At 71.1% G+C, this 14566-nt stretch carries 11 protein-coding genes and 1 pseudogene; 8 read left to right on the top strand and 4 right to left on the bottom strand.

What is annotated here, in order from left to right; translation table 11 throughout:
* From BM536_RS24800 to BM536_RS24775, 6 genes and pseudogenes are all read left to right on the top strand, one after another.
* Positions 1 to 243 (top strand): annotated as a pseudogene (locus BM536_RS24800) (hypothetical protein); the annotation flags it as partial.
* A complete protein-coding gene (locus tag BM536_RS24795) occupies positions 240 to 998 on the top strand; it encodes an EboA domain-containing protein (RefSeq protein WP_170109954.1) in 759 nt (252 codons plus the stop codon). The pseudogene BM536_RS24800 and the gene BM536_RS24795, both read left to right, overlap by 4 nt.
* Positions 998 to 1846 carry a TatD family hydrolase gene (locus BM536_RS24790; RefSeq protein ID WP_073498043.1) on the top strand — a complete coding sequence of 283 codons (849 nt, stop codon included), beginning with the start codon at positions 998 to 1000 and terminating at the stop codon, positions 1844 to 1846. Before BM536_RS24795 ends, BM536_RS24790 begins: the two co-directional genes overlap by 1 nt.
* Before the next feature lie 3 nt (positions 1847 to 1849).
* On the top strand, positions 1850 to 3019 hold the full coding sequence (gene eboE, locus BM536_RS24785) for a metabolite traffic protein EboE (RefSeq protein WP_094103532.1): 1170 nt from the start codon (positions 1850 to 1852) through the stop codon (positions 3017 to 3019).
* Entirely contained in the window at positions 3016 to 4500 is a 1485-nt protein-coding gene (locus tag BM536_RS24780; RefSeq protein ID WP_245873758.1) for an alkaline phosphatase family protein, read from the top strand. Before eboE ends, BM536_RS24780 begins: the two co-directional genes overlap by 4 nt.
* Positions 4501 to 4560: 60 nt before the next feature.
* Entirely contained in the window at positions 4561 to 5625 is a 1065-nt protein-coding gene (locus BM536_RS24775; RefSeq protein WP_073498049.1) for a sugar phosphate isomerase/epimerase family protein, read from the top strand.
* Positions 5626 to 5724: 99 nt separating this feature from the next.
* On the opposite strand, the gene BM536_RS24770 is transcribed toward BM536_RS24775, so the two are convergent.
* From BM536_RS24770 to BM536_RS24755, 4 genes are all read right to left on the bottom strand, one after another.
* Positions 5725 to 7113, bottom strand: a complete 1389-nt coding sequence (locus BM536_RS24770; protein ID WP_073498051.1) for an OFA family MFS transporter — start codon at positions 7111 to 7113, stop codon at positions 5725 to 5727.
* Positions 7114 to 7235: 122 nt separating this feature from the next.
* A complete protein-coding gene (locus tag BM536_RS24765) occupies positions 7236 to 9380 on the bottom strand; it encodes an acetate--CoA ligase family protein (RefSeq protein ID WP_073498059.1) in 2145 nt (714 codons plus the stop codon).
* 4 nt (positions 9381 to 9384) lie between these two features.
* On the bottom strand, positions 9385 to 10614 hold the full coding sequence (frc, locus tag BM536_RS24760) for a formyl-CoA transferase (RefSeq protein ID WP_073498053.1): 1230 nt from the start codon (positions 10612 to 10614) through the stop codon (positions 9385 to 9387).
* 12 nt (positions 10615 to 10626) lie between these two features.
* Positions 10627 to 12309, bottom strand: a complete 1683-nt coding sequence (locus tag BM536_RS24755; RefSeq protein WP_073498055.1) for a thiamine pyrophosphate-binding protein — start codon at positions 12307 to 12309, stop codon at positions 10627 to 10629.
* 176 nt (positions 12310 to 12485) lie between these two features.
* Here BM536_RS24755 and sucC point away from each other — a divergent pair, with 176 nt between their 5' ends.
* Together sucC and sucD are read left to right on the top strand one after the other, a co-directional pair.
* Complete coding sequence (gene sucC / locus BM536_RS24750) at positions 12486 to 13616, top strand: ADP-forming succinate--CoA ligase subunit beta (protein WP_073498061.1); 1131 nt, start codon at positions 12486 to 12488, stop codon at positions 13614 to 13616.
* A gap of 9 nt (positions 13617 to 13625) precedes the next feature.
* Entirely contained in the window at positions 13626 to 14510 is an 885-nt protein-coding gene (gene sucD / locus BM536_RS24745; RefSeq protein ID WP_073498057.1) for a succinate--CoA ligase subunit alpha, read from the top strand.
* Positions 14511 to 14566: the final 56 nt, after the last annotated feature.

Below are 14566 nucleotides of genomic sequence, written 5' to 3'. Positions count from 1 at the left end.
CCGCGCTCGACCGCCCTCGCGGCTGCCGCCCGCCGGGCCGTGGCCCAGGCGCCCGACGGCCGGGCGACCGCCCCGGACGCGTTCGGCCACCGCGCGGCCGCCCCGGAGGAGGTCGCCCACCGCGCCGAGCACCAGGCATCGCGGCCCACCCACCTGCCGCCCCTGCCGTCTCCGCCGCCCCCGACCCCCTCTCCCGCACCGCCCGGCGAGCCCTCCGCCACCCAGGAAGGGAGCACCCCATGACCCACCGCCACACCACCCCGGCGCCGTCACCAGGGGGCACCACCCCTGCCCCCGGCAGCACGCCCTCCGCCCTGGCACTCGCCCCCCTCGACGTCCTTCACGACCACCTCCGATCCCAACTGCCGGAACCGGCCCGCGCCTGGTTCCGCCAAGCCCTCGACGAGGCCGCCGCCCATCCCGGCACCCATGGCCCCATCTCCGTGTGGGAGCTGCGGCTCGCCGAGGCCGGTCGCCGCTGCGGCGGTCCGCACGCGGACGCCGTCCGGCTGCTCATCCTGCGCGCCGCCCGTGCCGACCCGACCGCCCTCGGCCGGGTGTACTTCCAGGGCACCGCCGACGAGCGCCGGGCCGTGCTGTACGCGCTGCCGCACCTCGTGCCCGGCCCGGACGCCCTGCCGCTGGTGGAGGACGCCCTGCGCACGAACGACACCCGCCTCCTGGCGGCCGCCGTCGGTCCCTACGCGGCCCGCCACCTCGACGCCCACGCCTGGCGCCACGCCGTCCTGAAATGCCTGTTCACCGGCGTGCCCGTCGACGCGGTGGCGGACCTCGCGGACCGGGCCCGCGCCGACACCGAACTCGCCCGCATGCTCGGCGACTACGCCGCCGAGCGCACGGCCGCGGACCGTCCCGTGCCCCGGGACCTGTACCGCGTCCTCGCCCTGACCGACTCGGCCGGCCCCGCCGGTCCCGTGCCCCCGCCGCACGCGACGCACCCCCACGGCACGGGCCACCCCCACGGCAAGGAGTCCTGATGCGCATCTTCGACCCCCACATCCACATGACCTCCCGGACCACCGACGACTACGAGGCCATGTACGCGGCCGGTGTCCGCGCCGTCGTCGAACCGTCCTTCTGGCTCGGCCAGCCCCGTACCTCGCCCGCCTCCTTCCTCGACTACTTCGACTCCCTCCTCGGCTGGGAACCCTTCCGGGCCGCTCAGTACGGCATCGCCCACCACTGCACCCTCGCTCTCAACCCCAAGGAGGCGAACGATCCGCGCTGCGTCCCCGTCCTCGACGAACTGCCGCGATATCTCGTCAAGGACCACGTCGTGGCCGTCGGCGAGATCGGCTACGACTCGATGACCCCCGCGGAGGACACCGCCCTCGCCGCCCAGCTCCAGCTCGCCGCCGACCACGGGCTGCCCGCGCTGGTGCACACCCCGCACCGCGACAAGCTCGCCGGGCTGCGCCGCACCCTCGACGTCGTACGGGAGTCCGCGCTGCCCGAGGAGCACCTCCTGATCGACCATCTCAACGAGACCACCGTGAAGGAGGCCAAGGACAGCGGCTGCTGGCTGGGCTTCTCGGTGTATCCGGACACCAAGATGGACGAGCGCCGCATGGTCGGGATCCTGCGCGCGTACGGGCCGGAGCGGGTCCTGGTGAACTCCGCCGCCGACTGGGGCCGCAGCGATCCGCTGAAGACCCGCGGCGTGGCCGATCTGATGCTGGACGAGGGCTTCACCGAGGACGACGTCGACCGGGTCCTGTGGCGCAACCCGGTCGCCTTCTACGGACTCAGCGGCCGGCTGAACGTCGAGGTGGCCGCTCCCGGCGCCACCCACGAGGGCAACTCCGTGCTGCGCGGCGGGGAGTGAGCGATGCGCTTCCGCCACCCCGACGGCACCACCGTCCATCTCGCCTACTGCACCAACGTGCACCCCGCCGAGACCCTCGACGGCGTGCTCGCGCAACTGCGCGACCACTGCGAGCCCGTCCGCCGCCGCCTGGGCCGCGACCGGCTCGGCATCGGCCTGTGGCTCGCCAAGGACGCCGCGCGCGCCCTCGACACCGACCCGGCCGCCCTGCGCGGCCTGCGCGCCGAACTCGACCGGCGGGGCCTGGAGGTCGTCACCCTCAACGGCTTCCCCTACGAGGGATTCGGCGCGGAGGAGGTCAAGTACCGCGTCTACAAGCCCGACTGGGCCGACCCCGAGCGCCTCGACCACACCACGGCCCTGGCCCGTGTCCTCACCGGTCTCCTCCCCGACGACCTCACCGAGGGCAGCATCTCCACCCTGCCGCTGGGCTGGCGCACCAGCTGGACCGCCGCCCACGCCGACGCCGCGCACGCCGCCCTGCTCACCCTCGCGGAACGCCTGGACGCCCTCGCGGACCTGACCGGCCGCTCCGTCCGGGTCGGCCTCGAACCGGAGCCCGGCTGCATCGTCGAGACCACCGGCGACGCCCTGGCCCCGCTCACCGCCGTCGGCCACCCACGCATCGGCGTCTGTGTGGACACCTGTCACCTCGCCACCTCCTTCGAAGACCCGCACACCGCCCTGGACGCGCTCGCCACCGCCCACGTTCCCGTCGTCAAGTCGCAGCTGTCGGCCGCCCTGCACGCCGAACATCCCCATCTCCCCTCCGTCCGCGAGGCCCTCGCCGCCTTCGACGAACCCCGCTTCCTGCACCAGACCCGCACGGTCGGCACCACCGGCCGGCACGGCACCGACGACCTCGGCCAGGCCCTCGCCGGCGACGCCCTGCCCGACACCTCGCCCTGGCGCTCCCACTTCCACGTCCCGCTGCACGCGGCCCCCGCCGCGCCCCTGACCTCCACGCTCCCCGTCCTGAAGGACGCCCTGACCCGCCTCGTCGGCGGACCGCATCCGCTCACCCTTCACCTCGAGGTCGAGACCTACACCTGGCAGGCCCTCCCACCCGAGCTGCGCCCCCGCGGCCGGTCCCAGCTCGCCGACGGCATCGCCGCGGAACTGGCGCTGGCACGCGACCTGTTGACCGACCTCGGCCTGAAGGAGCTGCCATGACCTCCGCCACCCCGGCGGCCAACTCCACGGCCACCCCGGATGCCGTTCCGGGCGCCGCCCCGGAGGCCGACTCGACGGCCACCCCCGCGACCGCCGTGGCCCCGGTACGTCCCGTCCCCCTCCTCGTCCTCGACGTCGTCGGTCTCACCCCCCGTCTCCTGGACCACATGCCCCACCTCAAGTCCCTCGCCCGGGCCGGCTCCCGGGCGCCCCTCGGCACCGTCCTGCCCGCCGTCACCTGCGCCGCCCAGTCCACCTTCCTCACCGGCACGCACCCGTCGGAGCACGGCATTGTGGGCAACGGCTGGTACTTCCGCGAACTCGGCGACGTCCTGCTGTGGCGCCAGCACAACGGTCTCGTCGCCGGGGACAAACTGTGGGACGCCGCCCGCCGGGCGTATCCCGGCTACACGGTCGCCAACATCTGCTGGTGGTACGCCATGGGCGCCGACACCGACTTCACCGTCACCCCCCGTCCCGTCTACTACGCCGACGGCCGCAAGGAGCCCGACTGCTACACCCGGCCACCGGCCCTGCACGACGAACTCACCGACGAACTCGGCACCTTCCCCCTCTTCCACTTCTGGGGACCGGGCGCGGACCTGGTCTCCAGCCGCTGGATCATCGACGCCACCCGGCACATCCTGCGCACCCGCCGCCCCGACCTGGCCCTGTGCTACCTCCCTCACCTCGACTACGACCTCCAGCGCTTCGGCCCCGACGACCCGCGCTCCCTGCGGGCGGCCGCCGACCTCGACGCCGCCATGGCCCCACTGCTGGACGAGGCACGTGCGCAGGGCCGTACCGTCGTCGCGCTGTCCGAGTACGGCATCACCCCGGTGAGCCGGCCCGTCGACATCAACCGCGCCCTGCGCCGCGCCGGACTGCTGGAGGTGCACACCCAGGACGGCATGGAGTACCTCGACCCGATGGCGTCCCGTGCCTTCGCGGTCGCGGACCACCAGATCGCCCACGTCTACGTGCGCCGCCCGGAGGACCTGGACGCCACCCGGGCCGCCCTCGCCGACCTGCCCGGCATCGCCGAACTCCTCGACGACGAGGGGAAGAAGGCACACCACCTCGACCATCCGCGCTCGGGCGAACTCGTCGCCGTCGCGGAGCCGGACGCCTGGTTCACGTACTACTACTGGCTCGACGACGCCCGCGCACCCGACTTCGCGCAGCTCGTCGAGATCCACCGCAAACCCGGCTACGACCCGGCCGAGCTGTTCATGGACCCGCTCGACCCCTATGTGAAGGTCAGGGCGGCCACCGCGCTGGCCCGCAAGAAGCTCGGCATGCGCTACCGCCTGGCGGTCGTGCCCCTCGATCCGTCACCTATTCGGGGCAGCCACGGCCGCCCACCCGCGAGCGACGACGACGGTCCGCTCCTCATCTGCTCCACCCCCCGCGCCGTCGGTGACCGAGTCGCGGCCACCGATGTGAAAGCCCTGTTGCTGCACCTTGCCGGTCTCTCCTGACCGGTCACGGGTGGAGCACTCATCACTGACAACGCCCTTCGATCACGAGGAGTTCCAGGCATGAGCCGCATCTCCCAGCCCGACCCCGAACTGACCCACCGCCTCAGCAGACGAAACATGCTCGGCGTGGCCGCGGGTGCCACGGCCGCCGCCCTGCTCGGTGCCGCGGCGACCCCGGCGGCGCCCGCCCCCGCGGCCGGGACGACGACCGGGACGGCGACGGGGACGACGCCCGGCGGACGCGGCCGGCCCGTCCTGCCCCCCGGCCGGCTCGGCATCCAGCTCTACAGCCTGCGCGACAAGGTCTCCACGCTCGGCTTCGCCCCCGTCTTCGCCGAACTGGAGAAGTACGGCTACGACGAGGTCGAGTTCGCGGGCTACAGCCAGGGCTCGGCGGGCCCGATCACCCTCGCCCAGCTCAAGCGGCTGGCCCGGAGCCACGGCCTGAACCCCATCGGCAGCCACGTCGGCTACTACTCCGACGACCCGAACGCCTACACCTTCGCCCAGAACCTCACCAAGGTCCTCGACGACGCACAGGCCCTCGGCCTCAAGCACATCGGCACCGCCTCGAACCCGTTCCGCTACGGCTCGACCGTCGACGCCTGGAAGCGCGCCGCCGAGGACTTCAACACCTACGGCGCGGCGGCCAGGGCGCGCGGCATGAAGTTCTACCAGCACAACCACTCCGAGGAGTTCTCCTTCGCCACCGACAACCCCAGGGTCCGCCTCTACGACGTCCTGCTCGCCGAGACCGACCCCGAATTGGTGTTCCTGGAGATGGACATCTTCTGGGCGTACTCGGGTCAGTTCCGCTTCTCCAAGCGGCCCGACGGCACGCCCGCGCCGTTCGAGCCGCTCGACTACGTCCTCAGGCAGCCGCACCGCTATCCGCTCTTCCACGTCAAGGACGGGCTGAGCGACCCGGCGAACACCTACGGCTACCGCATGACCGACGTCGGCGACGGCGACATCGACTACCAGCGGTTCATCTCCGCCGTGACCCGGCTGCGGGGTGGGCGCATGGCCCACCACTGGCAGGCCGAGCACGACAACCCGGCCGAGTCCCTCACGTTCGCCCGGCGCTCCAGCGAGCATCTGCACTCACTGCGCGAGAAGTGCTGACCCTCGCGAGCGCGTGAGGCGGCCCTCCCCGGTTCCGGACCGGGGAGGGCCGCCTCACGGACACACGGGTCGTACGACGCGACGGGGCAGTCCGTCAGGTCATGCCGTCTCCTCCCCGAGCGGATGCGGGTTGGGGACGATGTCGCGGGGCTTCGGCCGGTCCGGAGCCTTCAGGAAGAGCGCCAGGACCGCGGATGCCAGGCCGACGGACCCCGCGATGACGAACGCCCCCTCGTAGTCCCACGCGGCGACCACGACCGCGCCCATGCCGGAGCCGACCAGGCCCGAGATGAGTTTCGAGCTGTAGACCATGCCGTAGTTGGAGGCGTTGTTGTTCTCGCCGAAGTAGTCCGCCGTCATGGCCGCGAACAGCGGGAAGATCGCGCCGCCGCCGAAGCCGGAGACCATCGAGCAGAACAGGAAGAACGGCATGCTGCCCATCTGGCCGGAGACCAGCACCCCGAACTGGGCGGTCCCCAGCACCAGGCACACGATGATCAGCGTGTGGCGGCGGCCGAACTTGTCGGAGATCCAGCCGATCACACCGCGTCCGGTGCCGTTGACGATGGCCTTCAGGGACATTGCCGTGGCGACGATCCCGCCCGCGAAGCCCATGTCCTTGCCGAAGGGCACCTGGAAGGCGATGCCGAAGATGTTGATGCCGGCGGTGCACAGCAGACAGAACCACATCATCCACAGGACGGGTGTGCGGGCGGCCTCCCTGGGGGTGTACTGCTTGGCCGCCGGCGGGTTCTTCTCCATCGCGCGGCGGATCTTGGGGTCGTCGGTCTGCCGGATCGGGTCGACGTGCGCGGGCCACCAGTTCTTCGGCGGGTCCTTGAAGAACCAGCCGGCGAAGGCGACGACCGAGCAGCAGACCAGGCCCACCAGCACCAGGACGATCTCGTAGTTGCTCAGGTCCATGTACGAGGTGAACAGGAAGACGAAGGGCACCGAGCCGTAGGCGAAACCGCCGTTGACCATGCCGGTCTTGCCGCCCTTGCGTTCCGGGTACCACTTGCCGACCATGTTCACGCAGGTCGCGTAGACGAGGCCGGCGCCGATGCCGCTGAACATGCCGAACCCGATGTAGGCGACGATCACGTGCGGCGCGAACGCCAGCGAGAGATAGCCGCAGACCGTGCCCAGCGCGCCGAGCATCATCGCGTAGCGCGCGGGGAGCCTGCCGCTCTCGCGCAGTTGCCCGGCGGGGAAGGCCACGGCGGCCTGGAAGAAGACCCAGACCCCCATCAGCCAGAAGATGTGCCCGCTGTCCCACAGGTGGGCCTCGTGCAGGGTGTCCTCGGCGGAGGTGAACGCGTACTCCGAGGAGCTGATGCCCATCATGCCGATCCACGGGAAGAGCACCATGGTCCAGCGTGGTCGCCCCATGATGTCCCGGTCGGTCTCGCCGATCCGGTACAGGCGGCCGTTGCGATCCGTCACCTCCCGGTACGGGAGCGACGTGGAGAAGTCGGTGGTTGTCATGTGTGTCGTACCCCTTGCGTCGAAAGATCTGGCCAGCGCCCCCTGTCCAAATGCCTTTCGTGCGCGCACGGGTCCCGGGGCTGGCCGACGCGCACCGTCGGCCGGCCCCTCGCCGGGTCACCTCATGAACGGCCCCCCAGCAACCCGGCCGCCCGCGCCCACCGGTACTTCGCGCCGAGCACCTCCACCGGCTTCTCGGTCGTGTACGGGTAGGCGACGACCCCCCGCTCGTAGAGGTACTGGCAGGCCTCCTCGACCTCCACGTCACCGGCGAGCGAGGCCACCACGGGCTTCTCGATGCCGCGCGCGCGGAACTCGGCCACCACGCGCGCGGTCAGCTCCGCGAACACCATCGGGGGAGTGACGATGGTGTGCCAGTAGCCGAGGACGAGCGCGTGGATGCGCGGGTCCTCCAGGCCGAGCCGGATCGTCGCCTCGTACGTCGACGGCGGCTCGCCCCCGGTGATGTCGACGGGGTTGCCCGCCGCGCCGAACGGCGGGATGAACTCCCGGAAGGAGGCGTCCAGGTCGGGCGGGATCTCCATCAGCGCCAGACCGTTGTCGGTCACCGCGTCCGACAGGAGCACGCCGCTGCCGCCGGCCCCCGTGATGATCACGATGTTGTCGCCCTTCGGCGTGGGAAGGACCGGCAACGCGCGCGCGTACTCGAGCATCTCGTTCAGCCCGGGGGCCCGGATCACCCCCGCCTGGCGCAGGATGTCGTCGTACACGGCGTCGTCGCCCGCGAGGGCGCCCGTGTGCGAGCCCGCGGCCCTGGCACCGGCCGCGGTACGCCCCGCCTTGAGCACGACGACGGGCTTCTTCGGTACGGTCGCCCGCGCGGCCTCGACGAAGGCGCGCCCGTCCTTGAGGTCCTCCAGGTGCATCGCGATGCAGTGGGTGTGCGGATCCTCGCCGAACCAGGTGAGCAGGTCGTCCTCGTCCAGGTCGGACTTGTTGCCGAGCCCCACGATCGCCGACACGCCCGTCTTCGTGGTCCGGGCGAAGCCCAGGATGGCCATCCCGATGCCACCGGACTGCGAGGTGAGCGCCACCCCGCCCTTGACGTCGTACGGCGTGCAGAACGTGGCGCACAGATCGTGCCAGGTCGAGTAGTAGCCGTAGATGTTCGGTCCGAGCAGCCGGACGCCGTGCCGCTCGGCGATGGCCACGATCTCGTCCTGGAGCGCGTGCTCGCCGGTCTCCGCGAACCCGGAGGGGATCAGCACGGCGTTCGGGATCCTCTTGCGTCCCACCTCCTCCAGGGCCGCGGCCACGAACTTGGCGGGGATCGCGAAGACCGCCACATCCACCTCACCGGGAACGTCGGTGACACTCTTGTACGCCTTGCGGCCCAGGATGTCATCGGCCCGGGGATTCACCGGATGGATGTCCCCGGCGAAACCGCCGTCGATCAGGTTGCGCATCACCGAGTTGCCGATCTTGCCCCGCTCGTCGGAGGCGCCGATCACGGCGACGGAGACGGGTTCCATGAGCCGCCGCATCGAGGTGAGGATCTCCGCGCGCGTGTAGCGCCGGCGCTCCTTCACGGGCGCGTCGGAAAGGATCACGCGGATGTCCGCCGCGACCGCGCCCTGCGGCGTGGCGATCACCGGGTTGAGGTCCACCTCGGCGATCTCCGGGAAGTCGGCGACCAGTTGGGACACCCGGCGGATCTGCTCGGCGACGGCCCACCGGTCCACCGCCGCCTGTCCGCGCACCCCGCGCAGGATCTCCGCCGCCCGTATCGAGTCGAGCATCGACAGCGCCTCGTCGGCGTCCACGGGCGCCAGCCGGAAGGTGACGTCCTTGAGCACCTCCACGAGGACCCCGCCGAGCCCGAACGCCACGACCTTGCCGAACGTCGGATCGGTGACCGCGCCGACGATGACCTCCTGCCCCTTCGGCAGCAGCTCCTGTATCTGTACGCCCGTGACGCGCGCGCCGGCGTCGTAGGCACGCGCGTTGGCGACGATCTCGTGGAACGCGGCCCGTACGTCCGCCGCGCCCTCGACGCCGACGATCACTCCGCCGGCGTCCGTCTTGTGCAGGATGTCCGGCGAGACGATCTTCATGACGACCGGTCCGCCGAAACGTGCCGCGTACGCGACGGCCTCGTCGACGTCGGTCGCCAGTTCCTCGCCCGGTACGGCGATCCCGTAGGCGTCCGCGACCACCTTGCCCTCGGGCGCGGTCAGCGCGGTCCGGCCCTCGGCGCGCACCGCGTCGAGCAGCGCGCGCACGCTCGGCATCCGATCCTCGGCCATCACGTCAGATCACCCCGTTCGACTTGAGCAGGCGCAGTTCCTCGTCGCCGAGGCCGAGTTCGCCCACATAGACCTCCGCGTTGTGCTGGCCGAGCAGTGGGGAAGGGGTCACCTCGACGGGGGAGTCCGAGAGTTTGAGCGGGCTGCCGACGGTCACGAACTCGCCGCGCTCGGGGTGCGGTACGCGCACCACCATCTCGTTGGCGACCAGCGACTCGTCCTCGATGATCTCCTTGGTGGACAGGATCGGGCCGCACGGGATGTTGTGGGAGTTGAGCCGCTCCAGCACCTCCCACTTGGGCAGCGTCGAGGACCACTCCTCGATCAGCTGGAACATCTTGCCCAGCTTGGGCAGCCGGGCCTGGGGTGTCGCCCACTCGGGGTCGTCGGCCAGCTCGGGCCGGCCGATCAGCTCGCTGATCGGCCGCCAGCCGACGGGCTGCACGATGACGTAGACGTAGTCGTTCGGGCCGCCGGGCGCGCACTTGACGGCCCAGCCGGGCTGGCCGCCGCCGGACGCGTTCCCGGAGCGGGGAACCTCGTCGCCGAAGTCGTCGTTGGGATATTCGGCGAGCGGTCCGTGTGCCAGGCGTTGCTGGTCCCGCAGCTTCACCCGGCACAGGTTGAGTACGGCGTGCTGCATGGCCACGTTGACCCGCTGCCCGCGTCCGGTGTTCTCGCGCTGGTACAGCGCCGCGAGTATCCCCGCCACGGCGTGCACACCCGTTCCCGAGTCCCCGATCTGGGCCCCCGTCGCCAGGGGCGGCCCGTCCTCGAAACCGGTGGTCGACATCGACCCGCCCATGGCCTGAGCGACGACCTCGTACGCCTTGAAGCCGGTGTACGGGCCGTCCCCGAACCCCTTGATCGAGGCGTAGACGATCCGTGGATTGATCTCCTGGATGCGGTCCCAGGTGAAGCCCATCCGGTCGACCGCGCCCGGACCGAAGTTCTCGACCATGACGTCGGAGCGGCGGATCAGCTCGGTGAGGATCTCCTTGCCGCGCTGGGTCTTGGTGTTGAGGGTGATGCTCCGCTTGTTGCAGTTGAGCATCGTGAAGTAGAGGGAGTCGACGTCGGGGAGATCGCGCAACTGCCCCCGCGTGATGTCACCGGAGGGAGCCTCCAGCTTGACGACGTCGGCGCCGAGCCAGGCGAGCAGCTGGGTCGCCGAGGGCCCGGACTGGACGTGCGTCATGTCCAGGACGCGGATGCCTTCGAGTGCCTTGGTCATGACCGGCGCTCCTCACTTGTACATGGTCTGGTTCATGGTTCCGGGGGCGTACGCGTCGGGGTCGACCCAGACGTTGATCAACGAGGGCTTCCCGGACTCGCGGGCGCGCCGCAGCGCGGGGCCGATGTCGGCGGGGTCGCGGACCTCCTCGCCGTGACCGCCGAGCATCTGGGCGAACTTGTCGTAGTGGACGTCGCCGAGGGTGTTGCCGATCCGCTCACGCTCCTTGCCGTACTTGGCGGCCTGGCCGTAGCGGATCTGGTTCATGGAGGAGTTGTTGCCGACGATGCCGACGAAGGGGAGGTCGTAGCGGACCAGGGTCTCGAAGTCCCAGCCGGTGAGGGAGAACGCGCCGTCGCCGAAGAGGGCGACGACCTCCTTGTCGGGCCGGGCCTGCTTGGCGGCGAGGACGAAGGGCACGCCGACGCCGAGAGTGCCCAGCGGGCCCGGGTCCATCCAGTGGCCCGGCGACTTGGGCTGCACGACCTGTCCGGAGAAGGTGACGATGTCACCGCCGTCGCCGATGTAGACGGAGTCCTCGGTGAGGAAGTCGTTGATCTCGCTGACCAGGCGGTAGGGGTGGATGGGCGAGGCGTCCGAGCGCAGTTGCGGCAGCCGCTTGTCCAGGGCGCTCTGTTCGGCGGCGCGCAGTTCGTCGAGCCACTCCTTGCGCCGCGCCGCGCCACCGTTGAGACGCCCGGAGGCGGCCTCGGTCACCGACTTCAGCACCAGGCCGGCGTCGCCGACGATGCCGAGGCCGATGTCCCGGTTCTTGCCGACGGTCCGGTAGTCGAGGTCGATCTGCACGACGGTCGCGTCCGGGGACAGCCGCTTGCCGTAGCCCATGCGGAAGTCGAAGGGGGTGCCGACGATGACGATGACGTCGGCGTTCGAGAAGGCGTAGCGGCGTGAGAGCTGGAAGTGGTGCGGGTCGCCGGGAGGGAGGGTGCCGCGGCCGGCACCGTTCATGTACGCCGGGATGTTCAGGGTGCGGACCAGTTCGACGGCCGCCTCCGTGCCGCGGGTGGTCCACACCTGGCTGCCCAGCAGGATGGCGGGCCTCGAGGCGTGGGTGAGGAGGTCGGCGAGCTTCTCGACGGCGTCGGGGTCGCCGGCCGAGCAGGTGGAGGCGCGGTAGGCGCCGGCCTGCGGCACCCTGGCCTTCGCGGCGGGCACCTTGGCGTCGAGGACGTCGCGCGGGATCTCCAGGAAGGAGGGGCCGGGCGCGCCGTGGTAGCACTCGCGGAACGCCATGGACACCATGTCCGCGGCGCGTGCGGTGTCGGGCACGGTCGCCGAGAACTTGGTGATCGGCGCCATCATGTCGACGTGCGGCAGGTCCTGGAGGGACCCCATCTTGTGCTGGCTGAGCGCGCCCTGACCGCCGATCAGCAGCATCGGTGACTCGGCGCGGAAGGCGTTGGCGACACCGGTGACGGCGTCGGTGGTACCGGGGCCGGCGGTGACGACCGCGCAGCCGGGCTTGCCGGTGATGCGGGCGTAACCGTCGGCGGCGTGGGCGGCGACCTGCTCGTGGCGGACGTCGACGACTTCTATGCCCTCGTCGACGCAGCCGTCGTAGATGTCGATGATGTGGCCGCCGCACAGGGTGTAGATGCGCTCGACGCCCTCGGCTTTGAGCGCCTTGGCAACGAGATGACCACCGGAGATGGCGTCCTGGGTGTCGTCGGGCATGGCGAAGTCCCGTCCCTTCGTAGGGGGGTGGAAAGCTCTCGCGGTACATTGCATACAGTCGACGAATACTGTATGAAGCTTGTTATCCCGCATCCGGTGGGTGGTGTCCAGGGGGCGTGCGGCACTTTCAGTCATCGGAGTTCGGCCTCGCGATGACTTCGCAGACGGGAGCCGAGATGGACCTGTACGAGCACCAGGCAAGGGAACTCTTCGAGGAACACGGCATCGCGGTGCCGCAGGCGGAGGTGACCGACTCATCCAAGGAGGCGCGCGGGATCGCCCGCAGGCTCGGCGGCCGCGCCCTCGTGAAGGCGCAGGTCAAGACGGGTGGGCGAGGCAAGGCGGGCGGCGTCAAGCTCGCCGCGGACCCCGCCGCCGCCGAACTGACCGCCCGGCACATCCTCGGCATGGACATCAAGGGCCACACGGTCGGCACGGTCATGCTGGCCCAGCCGGTCGACATCGAGAGCGAGTTCTACGTCTCCTACGTCCTCGACCGCGCGGCCGGACGCTTCCTGGCGATCGCCTCCGCCGAGGGCGGCATGGAGATCGAGGAGGTCGCCGCCCGTCGCCCGGATGCCGTCGCCCGCATACACATCGACCCGGCCCAGGGCGTCACGTCGGCGAAGGCGGGCGAGATCGTCGCCGCGGCCGGACTGCCGGCGCAGGCCGTCGACGTCCTGGTCCGGCTCTGGCAGGTGCTGGTCCGAGAGGACGCCCTGCTCGTCGAGGTCAACCCGCTCGTGCGCACCCGGCAGGGCCGGCTGGTCGCCCTCGACGGCAAGGTCACCCTCGACGACAACGCCTCCTTCCGGCAGTCCCGTTGGGGCGGCGCCGCCGCCGAGTACGGCGACCCGCTGGAGGAGGCGGCCGCCGCGAAGGGCCTCAACTACGTCAAGCTGGACGGCGAGGTCGGCATCATCGGCAACGGCGCGGGCCTGGTCATGGCCACACTCGACGTGGTCGCCGGCTGCGGCGCCCGCCCCGCCAACTTCCTGGACATCGGCGGGGGAGCGTCGGCCGGCGTCATGGCGGACGGACTGGCGGTCATCCTGTCCGACCCGGCCGTCAAGTCGGTCTTCGTCAACGTCTTCGGCGGAATCACCGCCTGTGACGCGGTGGCCGAAGGCATCGTGCGCGCCCTGGACACCGTACGGCTGACCAAGCCGCTCGTCGTCCGGCTCGACGGCAACAACGCGGCCCGGGGCCGCGCGATCCTCGACGAGCACCGGCATCCCCTGGTCGAACAGGCCACCACCATGGACGGCGCCGCCCGCCGCGCCGCCCGACTCGCCACCGCAGCCTGAGGAGCCACCATGGCCGTCTACCTCACCAAGGACAGCAAGGTCCTCGTCCAGGGCATGACCGGCGGCGAGGGCATGAAGCACACCCGGCGCATGATCGCCGCCGGCACCGACGTGGTCGGCGGCGTCAACCCCCGCAAGGCGGGCCGCACCGTCGACTTCGACGACCGCTCCGTACCGGTCTTCGGGTCGGTCGCCGACGGCATACGGTCGACCGGCGCCGATGCCACCGTCGTCTTCGTCCCGCCCGCCTTCGCCAAGTCGGCCGTCACCGAGGCCGCCGACGCGGGCATCGGGCTCGCCGTCGTCATCACCGAGGGCATCCCGGTCCACGACTCCGTCGCCTTCACCACGTACGCCAGGGCGCGCGGCACCCGCCTCATCGGCCCCAACTGCCCCGGCCTGATCAGCCCGGGCCAGTCCAACGCCGGCATCATCCCCGCCGACATCGCCAAACCCGGCCGCGTCGGTCTGGTCTCCAAGTCGGGCACGCTGACGTACCAGCTCATGTACGAACTCCGCGACGTCGGCTTCTCCACCTGTGTCGGCATCGGCGGCGACCCGGTCGTCGGGACCAGCCACATCGACTGCCTGGCCGCCTTCGAGGACGACCCGGACACCGATCTCGTCGTCCTCATCGGGGAGATCGGCGGCGACGCGGAGGAACGGGCCGCCGCCTATGTCCGCGACCACGTCACCAAACCCGTCGTCGGCTACATCGCCGGCTTCAGCGCGCCCGAGGGCAGGACCATGGGCCACGCCGGCGCGATCGTCTCCGGCTCCTCGGGGACCGCGCAGGCGAAGAAGGAGGCGTTGGAAGCGGCCGGGGTGCGGGTGGGGAGCACACCGACGGGGACGGCGCAGCTCGTGCTCGACCTGCTCGGCAACCGGACCTGACGTCCCTCACCGCGCGGGCACGGACCGGCGCCCGCGCCCACCCCTTCCCCCTTTCC

It is taken from the genome of Streptomyces phaeoluteigriseus, from assembly GCF_001896135.2.
Classification (GTDB): Bacteria; Actinomycetota; Actinomycetes; order Streptomycetales; family Streptomycetaceae; genus Streptomyces; species Streptomyces phaeoluteigriseus.
The sequence above is the reverse complement of the archived record's forward strand: the minus strand, read 5'-3'. Positions and strand labels throughout refer to the sequence as shown.

What these genes read in the sequence shown, in the direction of transcription:
- BM536_RS24790 (WP_073498043.1), top strand. Translation starts at nt 998, where the DNA reads ATGCGCATCTTCGACCCCCACATCCACATGACCTCCCGGACCACCGAC.
- sucD (WP_073498057.1), top strand. Translation starts at nt 13,626, where the DNA reads ATGGCCGTCTACCTCACCAAGGACAGCAAGGTCCTCGTCCAGGGCATG.
- frc (WP_073498053.1), bottom strand. Translation starts at nt 10,614, where the DNA reads ATGACCAAGGCACTCGAAGGCATCCGCGTCCTGGACATGACGCACGTC.
- sucC (WP_073498061.1), top strand. Translation starts at nt 12,486, where the DNA reads ATGGACCTGTACGAGCACCAGGCAAGGGAACTCTTCGAGGAACACGGC.
- eboE (WP_094103532.1), top strand. Translation starts at nt 1,850, where the DNA reads ATGCGCTTCCGCCACCCCGACGGCACCACCGTCCATCTCGCCTACTGC.
- BM536_RS24780 (WP_245873758.1), top strand. Translation starts at nt 3,016, where the DNA reads ATGACCTCCGCCACCCCGGCGGCCAACTCCACGGCCACCCCGGATGCC.
- BM536_RS24755 (WP_073498055.1), bottom strand. Translation starts at nt 12,309, where the DNA reads ATGCCCGACGACACCCAGGACGCCATCTCCGGTGGTCATCTCGTTGCC.
- BM536_RS24770 (WP_073498051.1), bottom strand. Translation starts at nt 7,113, where the DNA reads ATGACAACCACCGACTTCTCCACGTCGCTCCCGTACCGGGAGGTGACG.
- BM536_RS24765 (WP_073498059.1), bottom strand. Translation starts at nt 9,380, where the DNA reads ATGGCCGAGGATCGGATGCCGAGCGTGCGCGCGCTGCTCGACGCGGTG.
- BM536_RS24775 (WP_073498049.1), top strand. Translation starts at nt 4,561, where the DNA reads ATGAGCCGCATCTCCCAGCCCGACCCCGAACTGACCCACCGCCTCAGC.
- BM536_RS24795 (WP_170109954.1), top strand. Translation starts at nt 240, where the DNA reads ATGACCCACCGCCACACCACCCCGGCGCCGTCACCAGGGGGCACCACC.